Below are 19,901 nucleotides of genomic sequence, written 5' to 3'. Positions count from 1 at the left end.
GACGCGAAGCGGCTCCGGGTGAGGGGATTTTGTCGAGGCCGGTGCCCGCCCTCACCCGGAAATCCCAAGGGATTTCCGGCCTCTCCCGCCAAGCGGGAGAGGCAATCGGAGCGGGCCGGCATCAGCCGTGCCATCGGCAAAGCCATCATCGGCCGAGCGCTTTCAGCGACCGCGCCGACCAGACGGGCTGGGGCCGCCAGTCGAAGCCGCGGTCGAAGGGGAAGGTCGGGCGGCGGGTGCGGTGGCGGGCCAGGTGCTCGACATCCTGGTCGACCACGCCTGATGACAGCGCCATCAGGTTGGGGGCCGCCAGCGGCGCCAGCTCCGGCGAGAGATAGCCGGACTTGACCACCAGGATCGCGACATCGGCCGGGTGCAGCCCCAGACTGGTGAAGTCGGCGATGGTGTGGAACGGCCGGCGCCGCGCGGTCAGCACCACGCGGATGCCGCCGATGCGGATCACGGCCTGGCGGTCGGTCGCATCGCCGGTGGCGTGCAGATGCAGCACCTCCACCTCGGCCTCGACCGGGGCGCTGCCCTTGGTGTCGAGCGTCGCGCCGATGCTCAGCCGCAGCCGGGCGCCGATGCCGGCGCGGTAGCAGGCCTCGGTCCCCGGCGCGTCGGCGATGCCGGCGATCAGCACGTCCGGCGCGTCGCGGGCCAGCAGCGCCCGCAGCAGGTCGGCCCGGTCGCCGACGCCGCCGCCGGTCGGGTTGTCGCCGGAATCGGCCAGGATCACAGGATGGGTCCCGGAGGCGACGGCCCAGCCGACGCACTCATCGACGGTGCCGGTGCGGCTGCCGAAGACGAAATCGTCGCGCGCATCCCAATAGGCCTGGGCCAGCCGCACCGCCTCGCGCTCCATCGCCGCCGGATCGGTGCCGGTAAGGATGATGGCGGCGGTCGACCGCGGCTCGTCGGCCCAGACATAGCCGACCATCATCGAGGCATCGAGGATGCCGTCGACCGCGTCGACCGCCGGCAGATGCGCGTAGAGCGACTTGGCCGGCTCGTCCACCGTGCTGGTGCGCTCGCCCGGCCACAGCACTGGCACCGGCACCCACAGCAGCAGCGGCTTCACGCCATCGGTCAGGCGTTGCAGCAGCATGGTGCAGGCCCGGCGCTTGGTCTCCTCGACATCGATGTGCGGCGCGGTGCGGTAGGTCGAGAACATGTCGAGCGCATCGATGATGCGCTGGCTGACATTGCCGTGCAGGTCGTAGCTGGCCGAGATCGGGCAGTCCGGCCCCACCAGCGCGCGGGCGGCGGTGATCCAGTCGCCCTCGGCATCGTCCATGCCCTCGACATTCATGGCGCCGTGCATGGCGAGGTACAGGCCGTCGATCGGGCCCAGCGCCGTCAGCCGGTCCAGGAACTCGGCCTTGAACGCGTCATAGGTGGCGCGGGCGACCGGGCCGCCGGGGATGGCACGGGCGTGCAGGGTCGGCAGGAAGGTGGCGTCGTAGTCGCGCAGCAGGGCGAAGGACGGGTCGGCGGTCAGCGCGTCGCCGCGCAGCACCCGGAAATCCGCCGTGGTCGCCAGGACCGGGCTGTAGGTGCTGCATTCGGTGTGGATGCCGCCGACAGCGATGCGCAGGGGGGAAGCCATTCCTCAGCCTTCTTCGCGGGTCAAAAACTTGTGGGCGGCGATGCTGGCGGCGCCGCGGGCCCACAGGTCGCGGGTCGCCTGGTGGAAGCGGATCTGGGTCGACGCCGCCAGCCGGGGCAGGACATTGGCCTCGATCGCCTGCTGGGTGACGGTGCGGAACAGCGGGCCCAGCGCGCCGTCGACATCGACCACCAGCACGAATTCCGGGTTGTTGATCTGGATGACATGGGCGATGGCCAGCCCCAGCGCCCCGCCGGCGCGATGCAGGATCTGGATCGCGTCGGTGTTGCCCTGCGCCGCCAGCGCCTCGATCCCCGCCGTGGTGGTCGCCGCCAGTCCCCGTTCGCGCGCCTGGGCCAGGATCGCCTGGCGCGGGGCGATGGTGTCGAGGCAGCCGCGCTTGCCGCAGCGGCAGGGCAGCCCGCCCGGCTCGATCGTGCAATGGGCGATCTCGCCGGCGCCGCCGCCATGGCCGCGATACAGCGCCCCGTCGACATAATGGGCGCAGCCGATGCTGTCGCCGAAGGTCACGGTGGTGAAGGTGCGGAAGTCGCGCGCCAGCCCGTACAGCCGCTCGCCGGTGGCGACGGCGTTGGCGTCGTTCTCCAGGAACACCGGCACGCCGGTGGCACCGGCGATCACCGCCGCGACCGGCAGGTCGAGCCAGCCGAGATTGGCCGAATGCAGGCAGCGGTCCTGGTCGTTGTTGACCAGGCCGGACAGGGCGACGCCGATGCCGCGCAGCCGGTCGGCCGGGATGCCGGCCCCGCCCAGCAGGTGCGGCACCGCCTGGCGGATGGTCTCGGCGATCTCTCGCGGGTCGTTCGACCATGGCGCGCTGCGCTGGCCCAGCACCGCGCCCTGCAGGTCGGTCAGCACCAGCGTCACCGGCTCCTCCACGATCGAGGCGCCGATGAAGTAGCCGTAGCTCGGGTTCAGGGTCAGCAGGATCGACGGCCGGCCCTGGCGGGCGGGTGCGGCGGCGACGTCGCTTTCGGCCAGCGCGCCGTCCTGAATCAGCTCGCGGCTCAGCCCCGTGATCGCCGCCTTGCTCAGCCCGGTCAGCGCCGACAGCTCGGACCGGCTCAGCGGTCCGTGGTCGGTGACGGCTTCGAGCAGGGAGCGTTTCGACGGGTTGGCCATCTGCCTCGGGACCGGTGCGGGGCGGCCATCATCCCCACCACGAAAACCGCGGCCGGGCTGACGTCCTGCTTGACAGTTAGTTCACGAATTGAATTTAATCAAGCCACAGGCTTCACGTTCCAAACAAAATCGCCGGGCATCTTGAACGAATAGGTTGCCGGATCGATTCGAACAAATGGGGGATGACATGACCATTCTGATCGACCGGCGCGGCGCGCTGGCCCTGGGCGGGGCGGTGGGACTGGCGGCGCTGCTGAAGGGCCGCGGCGCCTTCGCGGCCGACGCCTCGCAGATCGTGATCATGCAGAGCGAGGCGCCGCGCAGCATGGACCCGGCGGACCAGACCGCGACCTACACCTCGGCGATCCTCGAGCCGATGTATGAGGGCCTGACCGGCTACAACGAGAAGATGGAGATCGTGCCCGTCCTCGCCACCAAGTGGGAGACGGACGCCACCGGCACGGTCTGGACCTTCACCCTGCGTCCGGGCGTCAAGTTCCATGACGGCGAGCCCTGCAACGCCGACGCCGTGATCGCCAGCTTCGCCAGGCACATGGACGAGAAGCGCGGCCTGGCCGCCAGCGGGCGGTTCCGCGCCATCCTGGCCGAGGTCAAGGCGGCGGATGCCGACACCATCCGATTCACCCTGAAGCGCCCCTACCCCGCCTTCCTCAAGCTGATGGCCGTCGCCTCGGCCTCGATCGTCAGCCCGAAGGCCGACAAGGCTGGCACGCTGGGCCGCGCCGCGGTGGGCACCGGCCCGTACAAGCTGGCCGAGTACAAGTCGGGCGAATACGTGCTGTCGGAGGCGAATGCCGACTACTGGGGCGACAAGGCCCCGACCAAGACCCTGAAGTGGATCTGGACCCAGGAAGCGGCCGTCATGAACATGGCGGTGCAGACCGGCGACGCCGATGTGGTGGTGCCGCTGCCGCCGGTCTTCGCCGCGCCGATCAAGGCGAACCCGGAGCTGACGCTGATCGAGGGCAACCCGACCGCGGTGTTCTGGGTGGCACTGAACTGCAAGCTGGCGCCGCTGGACGATGTCCGCGTCCGCCAGGCGCTGAACCTCGCCACCGACCGGGCCGGGCTGGTCAGCAACCTGCTCTACGGCTTCGGCCTGCCGGCGACCTCGCCGCTGTCGCCCGCGGTGTTCGGCTACGACCCCACGGTCGAGGGCTACGGGCTGGATGTCGCCAAGGCCAAGGCGCTGCTGGCCGAGGCCGGCCATGCCGACGGCATCACCATCAATGTCGCGGTGCAGGAGCCGGAGGCGCCGATCGCCGAGATCCTGCAGGGCATGTGGGCTGCGGCCGGCATCACCCTGAACATCCAGCGCATGGAGAGCGGCGTCTGGACCGCTGCCGCCTTCGGCACGCCGGAGGAGAAGGCGGCCCAGGGCGTGCACAGCGTCATCGCCTCCTGGTCCACCGGCACCTTCGACGCCGATCTGCAGCTGAAGCCGCTGTACTACACCGACAGCTGGTCGCCGAAGAGCGCCAATCTCGGCTTCTACAGCAATGCCGAGCTGGACGGGATCCTGGACAAGGCCGGGTCGTCGACCGACAGCGCCGAGCGCAAGACGCTCTACGCCAAGGCCCAGCGCATCATCGTCCAGGATGCGGCGCATGTGCTGCTGTACTACCCGAACGACCTCGCCGCGGCGCGGGCCGACGTCAAGGGCGCCTGGCTGCAGCCCGGCGGCGAGATCATCCCGGAACGCGCGACCAAGGCTTGATGCTCGCAGCGACCGACATCAGCGTAGCGGGGTCCCCCTCTTATCCTCCCCCTCCCCTTGCGGGAGGGGGTAGGGGGAGGGGGAGGGGTCTGCTGCCGTTGGCTCCTACGCCGAAGAACCGCCGCAACCGGCGGCAATCCTGGATGGCTGCGGGCCGGCTCTCTTCGATCGACACCCCCTCCCCCTGCCCCCTCCCGCGGGGGGAGGGGGAGGATGGAAAATTCAGGCCCGAGCGAGCGGTGGAGTTCCCGGAAGATCCCGCCAAGCGGGAGAGGTTGCGTACAACACTCGGAACCATCCCGGCATGAAGGCCTACCTGACCCGCAAGCTGGTCGCGCTGCCGCTGATCCTGCTCGGCGTGTCGTTCCTGATCTTCGGCGCGGTGCGGATGCTGCCGGGCGACCCGGCGCGGATCATGGCCGGGCCGCAGGCGACCCAGGACGCGGTCGACGGCATGCGCACCCGCCTCGGCCTCGACCAGCCCTTCCTCATCCAGTACGGCCTGTTCCTGAGCAACGCCGCACGGGGCGATTTCGGCGAGTCGATCAAGTCGAAGAAACCGGTCATCGACGAGATCGGCGAACGCTTCCCCTACACCGTCTCGCTGGCGGTGGTCAGCTACAGCTTCGCCATCCTGATCGGCGTCGCCGCCGGCATGTTCGCCGCGATCTACCGCAGCGCCTGGCCCGACCACATGGTGATGATCGCCGCGATCGGCGGCGCCTCGGTGGCCAATTTCTGGCTGGCGCTGATGATGATGAACCTGTTCGCGGTGCAGCTGAAATGGCTGCCGCTGCTGGGCGCCGGCGGCTGGCCGAACTACGTCATGCCCGCCCTCGCCCTCGGCCTGCTGCCGGCCGCGCTGATCGCGCGGATGACGCGGTCGAGCATGCTGGAGGTCATCGGCCAGGACTACATCCGCACCGCCCGGGCCAAGGGGCTGGGCAGTTCGGTGATCTACCGCAAGCACGCGCTGCGCAACGCGCTGATCCCGATCGTCACCATCATCGGGCTGAACTTCGGCGGCCTCTTGGGCGGCGCCGTGGTCACGGAATCGGTGTTCAACTGGCCGGGGATCGGCCGGCTGCTGGTCGACGCCGTGCGCTACCGCGACTACCCCATCATCCAGGGCGTGACCCTGCTGACCGTGGTGTCGGTGGTGCTGGTCAACTTCCTGGCCGATCTGGTGATCGCCGCCATCAACCCCCGCATCCGTTTCGACTAGGGCAGGCCTTTGACCACGATCGCCGACAGCGACGACCTTCCGGCCGGCCCGTCCCGGGCCAAGCGCCTGGGCCGCATCCTGCGCCGGCACAAGAACCTGACCATCGGCGGCGCCATGGTGCTGCTGCTGGTGCTGGCCGGCATCCTGGCGCCGCTGCTGGCCACCCATGACCCGGTGCAGCAGTCGCTGGCCACCGCGCTGCGGCCGCCATCCGCCGAGCACCTGTTCGGCACCGACCAATACGGCCGCGACCTGTTCTCGCGCATCATCTACGGCGCCCGGCTGTCGCTGCTGGAGATCGTGCTGGGGGTCGGCATCGCCCTGGTGGTCGGCATCCCGCTCGGCCTGCTCGCCGGCTATTCCGGCGGGCGGGTGGACCAGATCGTCATCTGGTTCATGGACATTCTGTTCGCCTTCCCCGGCATCGTGCTGTCGATCCTGATCGTCAGCATTCTCGGCACCAGCCTGGTCAACCTGATGATCGGCATCGCCATCTTCTCGATCCCGGTCTATGGCCGGCTGGCGCGCAATCTGGCACTGTCGCTGAAGCAGGTGGAGTACACCGAGGCCGCGCGGGCCCTGGGCGCCGGGCTGTGGCGCATCCTGTTCCAGCACATCCTGCGCAACGCGCTGGGCCCGATCATCGTCCAGGCGACGCTGACCGCCGGCAGCGTGGTGCTGACCGCCGCGTCCCTGAGCTTCCTCGGCCTCGGCGCCCAGCCGCCGACCCCGGAATGGGGTGCGATGATGAGCGACGGGCGCAACTTCCTGGGCGTGAACATCTGGCTGTCGCTGTTCCCCGGCCTGGCCATCACCTTCTCGGTGCTGGGCTTCAACCTGTTCGGCGACGGGCTGCGCGACCTGCTCGATCCGCGGCGCTAGGCCGCGGCGTTTCCCCGGCCTGCGTTGCGGCCGTAACCCTCCAGGAATTGGCACGTTTCCCCCTGCGTCCTAGGCTTCGGGATCCCTTGAGAAGCCCGATGCAGGAGCCGATATGGACGGGTACGAGCCGGACGAAAGCCGCCTGGACTGGCGCAATGTCGACAGCGATCCGGCAACCGCCGGGCGCTATCTGGACCTGGTCGCGAATCTGATCGACGAGATCCGGGCGCGGGCCACCAGCCGGCTGGGCCTGGAGCCAGGGGGGTCGGTGCTGGAGGTCGGCTGCGGCAATGGCCTCGAAGCCGAGCGCCTGGCGGCGCTGGTCGGGTCCGCCGGCCGCGTGGTCGCGACCGACCTGAGCGGCGAGATGATCCTGCAGGCGCAGGCCCGGACCCGGTCGCTGGGCCTGCCGATCCGCTTCGAGGTTGCCGACGCGCAGGCCCTGCCCTACCGCGATGGCGAATTCGATGCCGCGCGGGTCGAGCGGATGCTGCAGCACGTGCCCGATCCCGCGCTGGTCGTGCGCGAACTCATCCGCGTGGTGCGGCCCGGCGGCCGCGTCTGCGCGTTCGAGCCGGATTGGGAAACCATGGTGCTGGCGACGGGCGGCGACAATGAGGTCCAGCGCGCCCTGCGGCGCCACAAGGTCGATATCCGCACCGCCCATGGCGGCATCGGCCGCGAGCTGCCGCACCTGTTCGTGACCGCGGGCTGCCAGGACATCTCGGTCGAGCCGATTGCCCATAGTGTCCGCGACCTCGCCCTGGCCGACAGCATCCTGGGCCTTTCGGCGAGCCTCGAGGGCGCGGTCGCCGAAGGCTGGGTCTCCGAGGAAGCGGCCCGGGTGTGGTGGGACCAGACCCAGGCCCGCTCCGCAGCGGGCGGCTTCTTCGCCAGCATGATCGGCGTGATCGTCGCGGGCCGCGTGCCCTGAGCCGGATCTCCCGGTAGCCGATCAGGCCATGGCGCCCCGCGCCGCGACCGGCCACAGGCATTCGACCCGGCCGGCCCGGATTCCGACATACCAGTCGTAGCGGTCGACGGTCGGGTCGCAATGGCCCGGCACCAGCCGGATCCGCTCGCCGAGCTTGAGCGCCCCGGCCTCCGGCCCGACCGCCAGCCGGCCATGTTCGTCGGAGGCGCCCTCGTAGCGGACGTCGCCCCGGCCCCAGACCAGGGGCATGCCGCTGTCGACCGCAACGGCCTTGTGCCCGGCATCGACGACGGCGGCCCCGCTGCGGGCGCTCATCACCGTCGCCAGCACGAACAGGGCCTGGCGGAACGGCGGGGCCGGATCGTTCCGGCCGTAATCCGCGTCCATGAAGATGTAGGAGCCGGCCTGCAGCTCGTTGAACACGCCGCTCGCCGCTTCGAGCGCGAAGGTGCCGGTGCCGGCGCCGCTGACGATCGGGCAGTCGAGCCCGCGCCCGCGCAGCGCCTGCACCACCCGCCCCGCCGCCTCACCGGCGGCGGCGATGCTGGCGGCCCGCTCACCGGCCGAACGCTGGTGCTGGGCCCGGCCGTGATAAGCCTGCAGCCCGCCGAAGATCAGGTGCCGGCTGGCGGCGATGCGCTCGGCCAGCGCCACCGCCTCCGGCCCCGGCGCCACACCGCAGCGGCCGGTGCCGACATCGATCTCGACCAGCACGGTCAGCCTGATCCCCGCGGCCTCCGCCGCCGCCTCGATCGCCGCCACGCCGTCGGGATGGTCGGCGCAGACGGCGACCTGCGCCAGCCGCGACAGCGCGGCCAGGCGCGCCAGCTTGCGCGGGCTGACCACCTCGTTGCTGACCAGGATGTCGGGAACGCCGCCCCAGGCCAGGATCTCGGCCTCGGCGACCTTCTGGACGCATTGGCCGACCGCGCCGCGGGCCAGCTGCAGATGGGCGATGACCGGCGATTTGTGCGTCTTGGCATGCGGCCGCAGGCGCACGCCCGCCGCTGCCGCCAGCCCGGCCATGTGGTCGAGATTGGCCTCGAAGACATCGAGGTCGAGGATCAAGGCCGGCGTGTCGACCTCATCCTCGCGCATGCCCGGCTCGGCGGGCGGCGGCTGCAGCATCGGCTTGGACTCCTGACGGATGATTTGATCACAACGTCGACAGGCCGCGTTCCCCGAGGGTGAGCCACGGGTCCTGCGCATTCCCACCCTTTCATGCCCGGACTTGATCCGGGCATCCAGAGACTGTCGACATCCTCTGGATTGCCGGGTCAAGCCCGGCAATGACGGAAGAGGGAACTTGGTCGCTGACGGTTGGATCCACTGAGGCCGGCCCACTTTTAATCCATTTTCATTGAGTGAAATATCAGATTTCCGCTTGTGAGATGTCACGTACAATGACACGATCCGATTTATGTACGACTATTCCTCGCCCTTCGCCCTGACCCCGCCGGGAGCGGAGCCGAAGGCCGCCTTCGCCGTGAAGCGGCTGCGCCGCGCCCTGATCGACTGCGAGCTGCGGCCGGGCGACCAGTGTTCGGAGCCGGAGATCGCCGGCCGGTTCGGCCTGGGCCGGGCCGCCATCCGCGCCGCCCTGACCACCCTGGCCGGCGAAGGGCTGGTCACCGCTGAGCCGCGCCGCGGCTGGCGGGTGGCGCCGGTGACCGGCGCCCTGATCGGCGACGTCATCCAGGCCCGCCGGGCGATCGAACCCGGCCTGGCCGCCCTGCGGCTGTCGGCGGACGAAGCCGCCCGGCTGACCGCGTTGACGCGCATTGCCGCCGCGCTGCAGGGCCGCGAGGACCGCCAGGCCGCGGTCACCGCCCGCAGCACCGACCGGCAGATCCTGGACCATCTCGCCGCCCGGGCCGGCGGGCTGGTCGGCCGCTGGCTGGCGGAGGCCTGGAACCAGGCGGACCGGATCGTGGCCTTCTTCGACCTTGCCGGGCGCCACCACCGGCCGATCGGGCGGGAGGCGCTGGTCGCCGCCCTCGCCGCCGGCGACGCCGAGGCGGCGAGGCGCGCGATCGACGCCGCGATCACCGCCTTCCAGGACTTCGCGACCGATGGCCTGCTGACCCTGCCCTCGGCCCTGGACTGGGCCGGGACCAGGGATGGCGAACGGACACGACAAACCGGACCGGATGCGATGGCGCCGCAGGCCCATCCGCAGCGGCCACCACAACAGGGGGACAGGACATGACGCGGATGGGAAACGGATGGCTCGGCGCGACCGTCGGGATCGCGCTCGGCGCCATGATGCTGGCGGCGGCGCCGGCCTGGGCGGCGAAGGACCGCTTCGTCGTCGACCTGGTCAACGAGCCGTCGTCGCTGGACCCACAGCTGCAGTGGAACCCGGACAGCTACTACGTCTACCGCAACGTCTTCGACAACCTGGTCACCCGCGATGACGCGGGCAAGATCGCGCCCGAGGTGGCGACGTCGTGGAAATACGTCTCGGACACCGAGATCGAGTTCCAGATCCGCGACGACATCACCTTCCATGACGGGCAGAAGCTGACCGCCGAGGACGTCGCCTACAGCGTCCGCCGCATCACCGACCCGAAGTTGGCCAGCCCGCAGCTCGGCCAGTTCAACAAGATCACCGGCGCCGAGGCCACCGGCCCGACCACGGTCCGGCTGAAGACCGACGGCCCCTACCCGGCCCTGCTGGCCCAGCTGGTGAAGCTGTCGATCGTGCCGAAGCATGTGGTCGAGGCGGTCGGCAACGAGGCGTTCAACCTGGCCCCGGTCGGCAGTGGCCCGTACAAGGTCGAGGGCTGGCAGCGCGGCGTGGCCGTGACCCTGGCGCGCAACGACGCCTATTGGGGCAAGAAGGGCCCGTTCCCGACCGCGGTGTTCCGCGCCGTGCCCGACGCCGCCACCCGCCTGGCCGACCTGCAGGCCGGCACCGCCGACCTGGCCGTCACCCTCGACAGCGACCTCGCGGCGCAGCTGACGGGGTCGGACAAGGCCAAGCCGCTGGTGGTCCTGACCGAGCGCGTCGCCTATTTCCGGCTGAACACGCTGAAGCCGCCCTTCGACAACCCGAAGCTGCGCCAGGCGGTGGCCTATGCCATCGACAAGCAGGGGCTGACCGAGGGCATCCTCGGCGGCTACGACAAGCCGGTGGCCGAGTTGCTGACCCCCGCCCATTTCGGCTGGACCAACGGCGTCGACGGCTACGGCTACGACCCGGAGAAGGCCAAGGCGCTGGTCGCCGAGGCCGGGCCGGCGGCGAAGGCCGAGGTCGAGCTGGCGACGGCGCCGGTGTTCGACCAGCGTATCGTCCAGGCGCTGCAGCAGCAGCTGGTCGATGTCGGCTTCGACGTGAAGATCACGATGAGCGACATGGCGACCTATCTCAAGCGGTCGCAGGGCAATTCGGAGGAAGGCCCGAACCTGAGCTTCGGCCGCTGGTCCTGCGCCTGCCAGGATGCGGACGGCGTGCTGTTCCCCCTGCTGCACAGCAGCAGCGGCTGGTCGAGCTTCCGCAACGCCGAGGTCGACAAGCTGCTGGTCGAGGCGCGTTCGACCCTGGACGACGCCACCCGCCTCGACCGCTACGGCCAGGTCAACAAGATCGTCGCGACCGAGGTCCCGGTGCTGCCGCTGTACCAGTCCGCCATCATCTACGGCGCCGCTAAGCCGCTGAACTGGCAGCCGACGCCGAATGAGAGTCTGTTCCTGAACCGCATGTCCTGGGCGGAATGACGATGACGCGCCTGTTCAAGGCCCGCCTGCTGGGCGCCGCCTTCGCCCTGGCCGCCGCGCTGGCCTCGGCTGGGGCGGCGGAGGCCAAGGACCGCTTCGTGGTCGACCTGGTCAACGAACCCTCGACGCTGGATCCGCAGCTGCAGTGGAACCCGGACAGCTACTACGTCTATCGCAACATCTTCGACAACCTGGTCACCCGCGACGACCAGGGGGCGATCGTGCCGCAGATCGCCACGTCCTGGAAAACCCTGTCCGACACCCAGGTCGAGTTCCAGATCCGCGACGACGTCACCTTCCATGACGGCAGCAAGCTGACGCCTGGGGACGTCGCCTTCAGCGTCGGCCGGATCATCGACCCGGCCTTCGCCAGCCCGCAGCAGGGTCAGTTCGACAAGATCGTCAAGGCCGAGGCGACCGGGCCGCACAGCGTGGTGCTGACCCTGGCCGGCCCCTACCCCGCCCTGCTGGCCCAGCTGGTGAAGCTGTCGATCGTGCCGGAGCATGCGGTCAAGGCGGCGGGCAACGACGCCTTCAACCTGCATCCGGTCGGCAGCGGGCCCTACAAGTTCGTGGAGTGGCAGCGCGGCGTGGCCGTGACCCTGGCCCGCAACGACGCCTATTGGGGCCAGAAGGGCCCGTTCCCGACCGCGGTGTTCCGCGCCGTGCCCGATGCCGCCACCCGGCTGGCCGATGTCCAGGCCGGCACCGCCGACCTGGTGGTGTCGCTGGATTCCGACCTGGCCGGCCAGCTCGAGGCCTCGGGCCGGGGCAAGCGGCTGTATTCCCTGACCGAGCGGTTAGCGTATCTGCGCCTGAACCCGACCAAGCCGCCCTTCGACGACCCCCGGCTGCGCCAGGCCGTGGCCTATGCCATCGACAAGGACGGCATCACCCAGGGCATCCTCGGCGGCCTCGACAAGCCGATCGGGCAGATGGTGACCCCGGCCCATTTCGGCTGGTTCGGCAACATCCCCGGCCTGCCCTACGACCCCGACCGGGCCAAGGCCCTGGTCGCGGAGGCCGGCGGGTCGCCCAAGGTCCAGATCGCCACCGGCACCTTCTTCGACCAGCGCGTGGTCCAGGCCATCCAGCAGGAGCTGGCCGATGCCGGATTCGACGCCAGCATCAAGCTGGTCGACACCCCGACCTTCCTCAAGCTGATCCAGCAGGGCGCGCAAGGGGGGCCGGCCCTGGCCGTCAGCCGCTCCTCCTGCGCCTGCCAGGACGCGGACGGCGCGCTGTACCAACTGTTCCATTCCGGCAACCCCTGGACCATCGTCGAGAACAAGGACCTGGACAGCTGGCTGGACGACGCCCGGTCGACCCTGGACACCGACCGCCGGCTGATCGACTACCGCAAGATCAGCACCTTCATCGCGACCGAGATTCCGGTGGTGCCGCTGTTCCAGACCGTCGCGATCTACGGCGCGGCCAAGCCGCTGCAATGGACCCCGACGCCGAATGAGAGCCTGTTCCTGAACCGCATGGCCTGGACGGAATGAGGGAGGCCCAAATGAGGGAGCACGGGCACCCGACATGACCGCCTTCCTGCTCCGCCGCCTGGGCCAGGCGCTGCTGACGATCTTCGGCGTGGCGACGCTGATCTTCTTCCTGCAGCGGCTGACCGGGGATCCGACCTTCCTGCTGGTGCCGGACACGGCGACCCAGGCGGACATCGAGGCGCTGCGCCATGCCCTCGGCTTCGACCGGCCGCTCGGGGTGCAGTACCTGTCCTTCCTGGCCGAGATCGCGCGGTTCGACCTGGGCCGGTCGGTGGTGCAGAACGTGCCGGTCACCGTCATCATCGCCTCGCGGCTGCCCTACACCCTGGCGCTGGCGGCGGGGGCGCTGCTGGTCGCCTGCGGCATCGGGGTTCCCATCGGGGTGGCGCTGGCGCTGTGGCGCGACCGCTGGGCCGCCCGCCTGCTGGCCGGGCTGGTGCTGGCGGCGCAGAGCATGCCGACCTTCTGGAGCGGCATCCTGATGATCCTGGTCTTCGCGGTCACGCTGGGCTGGCTGCCGCCGTCCTCCACCGGCGGGATCGACCATCTGGTGATGCCGTCGGTGGCGCTCGGGCTGCTCAGCATGGCGACCTTCGCCCGGGTGACCCGCACGGCGCTGCTGGAGGAGCTGTCGAAGGACTATGTCCGCACCGCCCGCGCCCGCGGCGCCGGCACCGGGCGCCTGCTGCTGCGCCACCTCGCCCGTAACGCCTCGATCCCGGTGATCACCGTCGCCGGGCTGGAGATCTCGAACCTGCTGGCCGGCGCGGTGATCGTCGAGACGGTGTTCGCCTGGCCGGGCCTGGGCCAGCTGACCGTGCAGTCGATCCTGGCCCGCGACTTCCCGATCGTACAGGGGGTGGTGCTGCTGGGGTCCTTCGTCACCATCGCGCTGAACCTGCTGACCGACCTGCTGTACAGCGCGGTCGATCCCCGCATCCGGCTGGGGGGCGCGGCGCGATGAGCGTGGCAGCCGCCCCCGCTCCCGTCGCGGCCCGCAGCCCGCTGCGCCGTGCCGCCCCGTTCGTCGCCATCCTGGCACTGTTCGCCCTGGCCGCGGTGCTGGCGCCGCTGGTGGCGCCCTATGATCCCAACGCGCAGAACCTGCTGGGCCGGCTGAAGCCGCCCGGCACCGTCGCCCGCAACGTGCACTACCTCCTGGGCAGCGACGAGCTCGGCCGCGACCTGCTGAGCCGGCTGGTGTGGGGCGCCCGGATCTCGCTGCTGGTCGCGGTGATCTCCGTCGTGCTGTCCGGCATCGTCGGCACCGTGCTGGGCATGCTGGCCGGATATCTGCGCGGGGTCACCGAGATCGCGGTGATGCGCGTGGTCGACGTGTTCCTGTCGGTGCCGGCGATCCTGCTGGCGATCATCACCGTCGCCGTGGTCGGGCCCGGCCTGCTGAACGTCATCCTGGTGCTGGCCCTGACGCGCTGGCCGCGCTACGCCCGCGTCGCCTATGCCCAGACCCTGACCGTGGCCGGGCGCCCCTATGTCCGGCTGTCCGCCTTCATGGGCGCCGGGCCGCTGCGTGTCCTGTTCCGCCACATCCTGCCCAACATCCTGGGCGCCGTGCTGGTGGTCGCGACCCTGGAGTTCGGCCTGATGGTGCTGTTCGAGGCAGGGCTGTCCTTCCTCGGCCTCGGGGTGCAGCCGCCGACGCCGAGCTGGGGTGCTATGCTCTCGACCGGCCGCAACTACGTCGCCACCGCCTGGTGGATCGCGACCTTCCCCGGGCTGTGCCTGTTCCTGCTGGTGCTCGCCGCCAACCTGATCGGCGACGCGCTGCGCGACCGGCTGGATCCCCAAAGCCGATGAGCCCCCAAGCCGAGAGGTGGACATGAACATCCCGAACGATCTGAACGGCAAGCGCGTGGTGGTGACCGGCGCCTGCGGCGTGGTCGGCAGCTGGATCGCCGCGGCCTTCGCCGAGGCCGGCGCCAGCCTGTGCCTGACCGACACCTCGGAGGCCGATCTCGACCGCCTCGCCATGAACCTGACCGGCGACCGCTTCTGCTACGCCGCGGATTTGCGCGACGAGGCCGCGATCGACGGGCTGGCCGCCGAGATCGCTGTCCGCTGGGGCACCGCCGACATCCTGGTCAACAACGCCGGGGTCTATCCCAGCGGCTTCCTGCTCGACATCGGTGTCGAGGAATGGGACCGGATCTTCGACGTCAATGTCCGCGCGCCCTTCCTGCTGACCCGCGTGCTGGCGAAGCAGATGATCGCCGCCAAGGTCCCTGGCAGCGTCATCAACATCTCCTCCGGCGCGTCGCGCAAGATGCGCAAGACCGTGGTGCCCTACTGCGTGTCGAAGACCGCGCTGGACCGGCTGACCAAGGGCTTCGCGCTGGAACTGGCGGAGTTCGGCATCCGGGTCAACGCGATCGAGCCCGGCTTCATCGCCGGCAGCCGGGTCAGCCTGCTGACCGAGGAACATGTGGCGGCGACCACCGGGTCGATCCCGCTGGGCCGGCCGTCCTCAGCGGCGGATGTCGGCAACGCCGTGCTGTTCCTGGCCAGCGAGGCCGCGGCCTACATGACCGGGTCGACCCTGACGGTGGATGGCGGCAACTCGATCGGGTCGTCCGCCGTCTACCAGGCCAAGAAGACACCGCTCTAGGAGGTTCCCATGGTCCAGCCCTGGCCGCGCTACCACTGGCCGGAAGGCCGCGACAGCGCCTTCTGCTTCACCGTCGATGTCGACGCCGATTCCCCCTATCTGTGGTCGCAGCGGGCACCGGAGGCGACGCGGTCGCTCGGCCAGCTGGAACAGCGCCGCTTCGGCCCGCGGCTGGGAATCTGGCGGCTGCTCGACCTGCTCGACCGCTTCGGGGTCAAGGGCAGCTTCTTCGTGCCCGGCGCGGTGGCCGAGGCCAACCCCGAGCTGCTGCCCGCCTTCCTGGAGCAGGGCCACGAGATCGGCCTGCACGGCTATTTCCACGAGATCGTGGCCCAGAGCAGCGACGCCGAATTCACCGGCGCGCTTGAGGCCTCGATCGAGGTGTTCCGGCGCCAGACCGGGGCGGTGCCCAAGGGCTTCCGCTCACCGGCCTGGGAGATGACGCCGCACATGCTGGCGGAGATCCGCCGCCACGGCTTCTACGACAGCTCGCTGATGGGTGCCGACCATCCCTATGAGATCGACGGAGTGGTCGAGGTGCCGGTGCAATGGGCGATCGACGACGCGGTGTTCTTCAAGTTCACCGGCGGCGGCACCGACCAGTGGCCCCCCGCCGCGCCGGGGCCAATCCTGGAGGGCTGGCTGGACGAATGGGACGGGCTGCACCGGCTGGGCGGGCTGTTCATGCTGACCGTCCATGACTGGATCTCCGGCCGTGCCCAGCGGCTGCGGCTGCTGGAGCGGCTGCTGGAGCGGATCACCGCCGAACCGACCGTGTGGGTCGCGACGGTCAGGCAGGTCGCGGCGCACCATGTCCGCTCGACCAATGCCGGGCGGTTCCAGGCCGCGTCTGACATTCCCGGGCCGGTGGAGCCGCGCCGGTTCGGACGGCCCAAGTGACCGTGGGGTCCGGCAAGACCGAGATCCGCAGCCGGCACGGCCTGGTCGCGGCCCAGCACCGCTACGCCGCCGAGGCCGGCGCTGCCATGCTGGCCCGCGGCGGCAACGCCATGGACGCGGCGGTGGTGACGGCGCTGGTGCTGAGCGTGGTCGAGCCCTGGCTGTCCGGCATCGGCGGCGGCGGCTTCCTGCTGCATGCCGACGGCGCGACCGGCGCGGTGTCGGCGCTGGACTTCAACGTCCGGGCGCCGGCGGCGCTGGACCCGGCCGACTATCCCCTGGCCGGCGCCGACACCGGCAATTGGTTCGACTGGCCGTCGGTGGTCGAGGACCGCAACCTGATCGGCCCGTCGTCGATCTGCGTGCCCGGCGCGGTCGCCGGCCTGGCGGCGGCGCTGGAGCGGTTCGGCAGCATCGGCTGGGCCGAGGCGCTGGCGCCCGCCATCGCCCATGCCGAGCGCGGGCTGGAGGTCGACTGGTACGCCGCCTTCTGCATCTCGATCGAGGCCCACACCCTGGCCCGGTTCGAGGCGAGCAGCGCCCTGCTGCTCGACCGCGGCCAGGCGCCGAAGGCGGCGGAGGGCGGGCACCGGCCGATGCCGGCCAAGGCCCGGCTGCTGCGGCGGCTGGCCGAGGCCGGGGCGCGCGACTTCTACGAGGGCGAGACCGCCCGGCTGATCGCCGCCGACCTGGCCGAGGCGGGATCCCGCATCACCGCGGCGGACCTGGCCGGCTACCAGCCGCGCTGGTGCGAACCGCTGCGCGGCCGCTATCGCGACTGGGAGGTGGCGGCGATGCCGGGGCTGAGCGGCGGCCCCAGCCTGCTGGAGGCGCTGGAGCTGCTGTCGCCGCGGACCGCCTGGGGCGACGGGCCGGATGCGCGGGGCGCGCTGGCCTACGCCCGCGCCGCCCGCGAGGCCTACCGCCGGCGGCTGACTGGGATGGGCCATGCCGGGTTGGCCCAAGAGGGCCATACCGGCCTCGGTGCCGATCCCGGCTGCACCAGCCATGTCAGCGTGGTCGACGCCCAAGGCACCATGGTGTCGCTGACCAACACCATCCTGTCCCGCTTCGGGTCCAAGGTGGTGCTGCCGCGCGCCGGCTTCCTGATGAACAACGGCATGATGTGGTTCGATCCGCGGCCCGGCCAGCCGAACTCGATGGCGCCGGCGGCCCGGCCGTTGGCCAATATGTGCCCGCTGATCCTGGGCCGCGACGGCCGGCCGTTGCTGGCGATCGGCGCCGCCGGCGGCCGGTCGATCTTCCCGGCGCTGCTGCAGCTGGTCTCCTACCTCGTCGATTGCGGCATGACCCTGGAGCAGGCCTTCCACGCGCCGCGGCTGGACGCCAGCACCCCGACGATCAAGGTGAATGCGGCGGCAGCACCCGACGTCGCCGCCGCGGTCGCCCGCGACTTCCCGGTCACCATCGTCGAGGACACGCTGTACCCCGTGAATTTCGCGATCCCGTCGGCGGTGCGGCGCGACCCCGCAAGCGGCGAGCATATCGGCATGGCGCATCCGACCAGCCCGTGGTCGGCCGTCGCGGTCGGGGACCCCGCTTATGCCGGCTGACGCCGAAGCCCCGCCGCTGCTGGCCATCGATAACCTCCGGGTCGCCATCGGCGGCCGGTCGGTGGTCGATGGCGTCACGCTGTCGATCCGGCGCGGCGAGGTGCTGGCGCTGGTCGGCGAAAGCGGCTGCGGCAAGAGCCTGACGGCGCTGTCGATCCTGCGCCTGCTGCCCGCCGCGGCGCACGTCGCGTCCGGCAGCATCGCATTCGACGGCACCGATCTTCTGGCGCTGGACGAGGCGTCGCTGCGCGACCTGCGCGGCAACCGCGTCTCGGTGATCTTCCAGGAGCCGGTGGCCTCGCTCAACCCCCTGGTCCGGATCGGCGACCAGGTGGCGGAAAGCCTGCGGCTGCATCGCGGCGCGACCGCCGCCTCAGCCCGGGCCGAGGCCGTCGCCATGCTTGCCCGGGTCGGAATCGCCGATCCGGAGCGCCGGGCCGGGCAGTTCCCGTTCGAGCTGTCGGGCGGCATGTGCCAGCGGGCGATGATCGCCTCCGCCCTGATCTGCCGGCCGGAGATCCTGATCGCCGACGAGCCGACCACCGCCCTGGACGTCACCATCCAGGCCCAGATCCTGGACCTGCTGAAGACCCTGCGGGCCGAGGCCGGCAGCGCCGTCCTGCTGATCACCCACGACATGGGCGTGGTGGCCGAGATGGCCGACCGGGTGGCGGTGATGTATGGCGGCACCGTGGTCGAGAGCGGTCCGGTCGACGCGATCTTCGACGCCCCCGCCCACCCCTACACCCGGTTGCTGCTGGCCACCGTGCCGCGGCTGGACGGGCCGCGCCGGGCCGAGCTGAAAACCATCGCCGGCGCGGTGCCGGACGCGGCGAGTTGGCCGGAAGGCTGCCGCTTCCGCACCCGCTGCCCGCTGGCCGACGACCGCTGCGCCGAGGCCCCGCCGCTGCGGTCGGTGGTGGGCGACGCCGGCCACCGCACCGCCTGCTGGCACAGCGACCGCGTGGCGGGGCTGGCATGACCGACGCCCCTCTCCTCTCCGTCCGCGACCTCGCGGTGCATTTCCCGGTGCGCGGCCGCGGTGTGGCCAAGGGCACCGTGGTCAAGGCGGTGGACGGCGTCGCGCTCGACCTCGCCGCCGGCGAGACCCTCGCCCTGGTCGGCGAAAGCGGCTGCGGCAAGTCGACCACCGCCTACGCCATCCTGGGGCTGGAGCGTGCGACGCGGGGGACCGTGACCTTCGAGGGGCGGGACATCAGCCGCGCCGGGCCGGCCGAGCGCCGGGCGGTCGCCGGCGCCGCGCAGATCGTGTTCCAGGACCCCAGCGCCGCGCTGAACCCGAAGATGAAGATCGGCCTCAGTATCGCCGAGCCCCTGGCCATCCGCGGCACGCCGGGCGCCGAACAGCGCCGGCGGGTGGCCGAGCTGCTCGACCTCGTCGGCCTGCCCGCCTCCCATGCCGGGCGCTATCCCAACGAGCTCTCGGGCGGGCAGCGCCAGCGGGTGGTGATCGCCCGGGCCCTGGCGCTGTCGCCGAAGCTGCTGATCTGCGACGAGCCCGTGTCGGCGCTGGACGTCTCGATCCGATCGCAGATCCTGAACCTGCTGGTGCGGCTGCAGGACCAGTTGGGCCTCGCCTACCTCTTCATCAGTCACGACCTGTCGGTGGTGCGTCACATCGCCGACCGGGTGGCGGTGATGTATCTCGGCACCATCGTCGAGCAGGGCGACACCGACGCCGTGTTCGCGGCGCCGCGCCACCCCTACACGGAGGCCCTGCTGTCGGCGATCCCGCTGCCCGACCCCAAGGCGCAGCGGCTGCGCCGCAAGATCATCCTGTCCGGCGACCTGCCCAGCCCGCTGGCGACGCCGGCCGGCTGCCCCTTCGTCAGCCGCTGCCCGATCCGGGTCGAAGGCTGCGCCGACGCCCGCCCGGTGCTGCGGCCGGCCGAAGGCGGCACCGAGGCCGCCTGCTTCGTGCGGGCGGGGTGAATTGACCATACGGTCATCGTGATTGACTGCATGGTCTGACACGGGCAGCCTGCACCTGCGGTAAGCGGACTCGCCGGCCAGGCGGCCCGGCG

The 19,901-nt window shown here is 70.9% G+C and carries 17 protein-coding genes; 14 read left to right on the top strand and 3 right to left on the bottom strand.

What is annotated here, in order from left to right; genetic code table 11:
* Positions 1-145: 145 nt before the first annotated feature.
* Together E9232_RS07985 and E9232_RS07980 are read right to left on the bottom strand one after the other, a co-directional pair.
* Complete coding sequence (locus E9232_RS07985) at positions 146-1,609, bottom strand: M81 family metallopeptidase (protein WP_309793238.1); 1,464 nt, start codon at positions 1,607-1,609, stop codon at positions 146-148.
* Positions 1,610-1,612: 3 nt separating this feature from the next.
* Positions 1,613-2,752, bottom strand: a complete 1,140-nt coding sequence (locus E9232_RS07980; RefSeq protein WP_309793237.1) for an ROK family transcriptional regulator — start codon at positions 2,750-2,752, stop codon at positions 1,613-1,615.
* Between the two features lie 187 nt (positions 2,753-2,939).
* On the opposite strand from E9232_RS07980, the gene E9232_RS07975 reads away from it, so the two are divergent.
* From E9232_RS07975 to E9232_RS07960, 4 genes are all read left to right on the top strand, one after another.
* Entirely contained in the window at positions 2,940-4,490 is a 1,551-nt protein-coding gene (locus E9232_RS07975; RefSeq protein ID WP_309793235.1) for an ABC transporter substrate-binding protein, read from the top strand.
* A gap of 304 nt (positions 4,491-4,794) precedes the next feature.
* Positions 4,795-5,715, top strand: a complete 921-nt coding sequence (locus E9232_RS07970; protein WP_309793233.1) for an ABC transporter permease — start codon at positions 4,795-4,797, stop codon at positions 5,713-5,715.
* A gap of 9 nt (positions 5,716-5,724) precedes the next feature.
* On the top strand, positions 5,725-6,597 hold the full coding sequence (locus E9232_RS07965) for an ABC transporter permease (RefSeq protein ID WP_309793231.1): 873 nt from the start codon (positions 5,725-5,727) through the stop codon (positions 6,595-6,597).
* 112 nt (positions 6,598-6,709) lie between these two features.
* Entirely contained in the window at positions 6,710-7,531 is an 822-nt protein-coding gene (locus E9232_RS07960) for a methyltransferase domain-containing protein (RefSeq protein WP_309793229.1), read from the top strand.
* A gap of 21 nt (positions 7,532-7,552) precedes the next feature.
* Here the strand turns inward: E9232_RS07960 and E9232_RS07955 are convergent, their stop codons facing one another.
* Positions 7,553-8,659, bottom strand: a complete 1,107-nt coding sequence (locus E9232_RS07955) for a DSD1 family PLP-dependent enzyme (RefSeq protein WP_309793228.1) — start codon at positions 8,657-8,659, stop codon at positions 7,553-7,555.
* A gap of 292 nt (positions 8,660-8,951) precedes the next feature.
* On the opposite strand from E9232_RS07955, the gene E9232_RS07950 reads away from it, so the two are divergent.
* The 10 genes from E9232_RS07950 to E9232_RS07905 are packed head-to-tail and all read left to right on the top strand — an operon-like array spanning position 8,952 to position 19,809.
* Positions 8,952-9,740 (top strand): GntR family transcriptional regulator, encoded by a 789-nt coding sequence (locus E9232_RS07950; RefSeq protein ID WP_309793227.1) that lies wholly within the window; start codon positions 8,952-8,954, stop codon positions 9,738-9,740.
* Positions 9,737-11,251 carry an ABC transporter substrate-binding protein gene (locus tag E9232_RS07945; protein ID WP_309793226.1) on the top strand — a complete coding sequence of 505 codons (1,515 nt, stop codon included), beginning with the start codon at positions 9,737-9,739 and terminating at the stop codon, positions 11,249-11,251. The genes E9232_RS07950 and E9232_RS07945 overlap by 4 nt, the downstream gene beginning before the upstream one ends.
* A 2-nt stretch (positions 11,252-11,253) precedes the next feature.
* The gene (locus E9232_RS07940; RefSeq protein ID WP_309793225.1) at positions 11,254-12,756 is read left to right on the top strand and encodes an ABC transporter substrate-binding protein; all 1,503 of its coding nucleotides are present in this window, start codon (positions 11,254-11,256) and stop codon (positions 12,754-12,756) included.
* 34 nt (positions 12,757-12,790) lie between these two features.
* Positions 12,791-13,720 carry an ABC transporter permease gene (locus E9232_RS07935; protein WP_309793224.1) on the top strand — a complete coding sequence of 310 codons (930 nt, stop codon included), beginning with the start codon at positions 12,791-12,793 and terminating at the stop codon, positions 13,718-13,720.
* Positions 13,717-14,574, top strand: a complete 858-nt coding sequence (locus E9232_RS07930) for an ABC transporter permease (protein WP_309793223.1) — start codon at positions 13,717-13,719, stop codon at positions 14,572-14,574. Before E9232_RS07935 ends, E9232_RS07930 begins: the two co-directional genes overlap by 4 nt.
* 22 nt (positions 14,575-14,596) lie before the next feature.
* Positions 14,597-15,382, top strand: a complete 786-nt coding sequence (locus tag E9232_RS07925) for an SDR family NAD(P)-dependent oxidoreductase (protein WP_309793222.1) — start codon at positions 14,597-14,599, stop codon at positions 15,380-15,382.
* Positions 15,383-15,391: 9 nt separating this feature from the next.
* Positions 15,392-16,282: a polysaccharide deacetylase family protein gene (locus E9232_RS07920; protein WP_309793221.1), complete on the top strand. Its 891-nt coding sequence runs from the start codon at positions 15,392-15,394 to the stop codon at positions 16,280-16,282.
* On the top strand, positions 16,279-17,856 hold the full coding sequence (locus E9232_RS07915) for a gamma-glutamyltransferase (RefSeq protein WP_309793220.1): 1,578 nt from the start codon (positions 16,279-16,281) through the stop codon (positions 17,854-17,856). Before E9232_RS07920 ends, E9232_RS07915 begins: the two co-directional genes overlap by 4 nt.
* A complete protein-coding gene (locus E9232_RS07910; protein ID WP_309793217.1) occupies positions 17,846-18,838 on the top strand; it encodes an ABC transporter ATP-binding protein in 993 nt (330 codons plus the stop codon). The genes E9232_RS07915 and E9232_RS07910 overlap by 11 nt, the downstream gene beginning before the upstream one ends.
* Positions 18,835-19,809, top strand: a complete 975-nt coding sequence (locus E9232_RS07905; RefSeq protein WP_309793216.1) for an ABC transporter ATP-binding protein — start codon at positions 18,835-18,837, stop codon at positions 19,807-19,809. Before E9232_RS07910 ends, E9232_RS07905 begins: the two co-directional genes overlap by 4 nt.
* Positions 19,810-19,901: the final 92 nt, after the last annotated feature.

The organism is Inquilinus ginsengisoli, from assembly GCF_031453975.1.
GTDB classification, from domain to species: Bacteria; Pseudomonadota; Alphaproteobacteria; order DSM-16000; family Inquilinaceae; genus Inquilinus; species Inquilinus ginsengisoli_A.
The sequence above is the reverse complement of the archived record's forward strand: the minus strand, read 5'-3'. Positions and strand labels throughout refer to the sequence as shown.

Coding starts and splice junctions, on each gene's coding strand:
- E9232_RS07940 (WP_309793225.1), top strand. CDS start 11,254: ATGACGCGCCTGTTCAAGGCCCGCCTGCTGGGCGCCGCCTTCGCCCTG.
- E9232_RS07950 (WP_309793227.1), top strand. CDS start 8,952: ATGTACGACTATTCCTCGCCCTTCGCCCTGACCCCGCCGGGAGCGGAG.
- E9232_RS07905 (WP_309793216.1), top strand. CDS start 18,835: ATGACCGACGCCCCTCTCCTCTCCGTCCGCGACCTCGCGGTGCATTTC.
- E9232_RS07930 (WP_309793223.1), top strand. CDS start 13,717: ATGAGCGTGGCAGCCGCCCCCGCTCCCGTCGCGGCCCGCAGCCCGCTG.
- E9232_RS07980 (WP_309793237.1), bottom strand. CDS start 2,752: ATGGCCAACCCGTCGAAACGCTCCCTGCTCGAAGCCGTCACCGACCAC.
- E9232_RS07920 (WP_309793221.1), top strand. CDS start 15,392: ATGGTCCAGCCCTGGCCGCGCTACCACTGGCCGGAAGGCCGCGACAGC.
- E9232_RS07935 (WP_309793224.1), top strand. CDS start 12,791: ATGACCGCCTTCCTGCTCCGCCGCCTGGGCCAGGCGCTGCTGACGATC.
- E9232_RS07970 (WP_309793233.1), top strand. CDS start 4,795: ATGAAGGCCTACCTGACCCGCAAGCTGGTCGCGCTGCCGCTGATCCTG.
- E9232_RS07985 (WP_309793238.1), bottom strand. CDS start 1,609: ATGGCTTCCCCCCTGCGCATCGCTGTCGGCGGCATCCACACCGAATGC.
- E9232_RS07910 (WP_309793217.1), top strand. CDS start 17,846: ATGCCGGCTGACGCCGAAGCCCCGCCGCTGCTGGCCATCGATAACCTC.
- E9232_RS07955 (WP_309793228.1), bottom strand. CDS start 8,659: ATGCTGCAGCCGCCGCCCGCCGAGCCGGGCATGCGCGAGGATGAGGTC.
- E9232_RS07975 (WP_309793235.1), top strand. CDS start 2,940: ATGACCATTCTGATCGACCGGCGCGGCGCGCTGGCCCTGGGCGGGGCG.
- E9232_RS07925 (WP_309793222.1), top strand. CDS start 14,597: ATGAACATCCCGAACGATCTGAACGGCAAGCGCGTGGTGGTGACCGGC.
- E9232_RS07960 (WP_309793229.1), top strand. CDS start 6,710: ATGGACGGGTACGAGCCGGACGAAAGCCGCCTGGACTGGCGCAATGTC.
- E9232_RS07945 (WP_309793226.1), top strand. CDS start 9,737: ATGACGCGGATGGGAAACGGATGGCTCGGCGCGACCGTCGGGATCGCG.